Source organism: Vibrio sp. S234-5 (assembly GCF_000960595.1).
In the GTDB taxonomy this organism is placed as follows: domain Bacteria; phylum Pseudomonadota; class Gammaproteobacteria; order Enterobacterales; family Vibrionaceae; genus Vibrio.
On the sequence record NZ_JZAM01000169.1, the window covers coordinates 1 to 503 of the forward strand.

A 503-nucleotide genomic window follows, 5' to 3' on the forward strand; every position below is an offset into this window, starting at 1 on the left:
TGAAATGCGCTTTGATGGTATTAATATTCATGGTCGCTCCCCAAAAGAAGAGCATAAGATCACAGACCGTGCTTCAGGTCAAATTTAACCTTGCGTTGTACAAGAAATGTTCATGATCTTGCCCTGTGGTGAGAAGTGGTCCCAAGACAGAAACTCAACTATTCATCTAGAAGTTAACAAAACAAAATGGTTGCCCTGTTCCGAGCATGTGAATTTCTGTAAAAGTCCACTTCTCCTCAACATTCTATGCCAAGCGTCAGCAACTCAATAAAACTGACGTATCTCTAGGCTTTGTCCGAGCAGAAGTCGTTGAAAAGACCACAAAGTATCAAGCCATTCACGCTGTCGTTGCCAACATGACACTACTTGTAAACAGTGTTGAACTGAGCATCCCACAAGGCACGCCAGCGACCTATCTTGCAGAACTTATCGGTGCGCTGTCATGAAACGTATGCTCAGTGCTCCCGAAATCTATCTCTATCGCGAAAGCGTCGATTTTAGAA

At 43.7% G+C, this 503-nt stretch carries 1 pseudogene; it reads left to right on the top strand.

Going from position 1 to position 503, the window contains the following annotated elements:
• Window positions 1-236 precede the first annotated feature (236 nt).
• Window positions 237-446 (top strand): annotated as a pseudogene (locus UF06_RS24005) (IS66 family insertion sequence element accessory protein TnpB); the annotation flags it as partial.
• Between the last annotated feature and the right edge of the window lie 57 nt (window positions 447-503).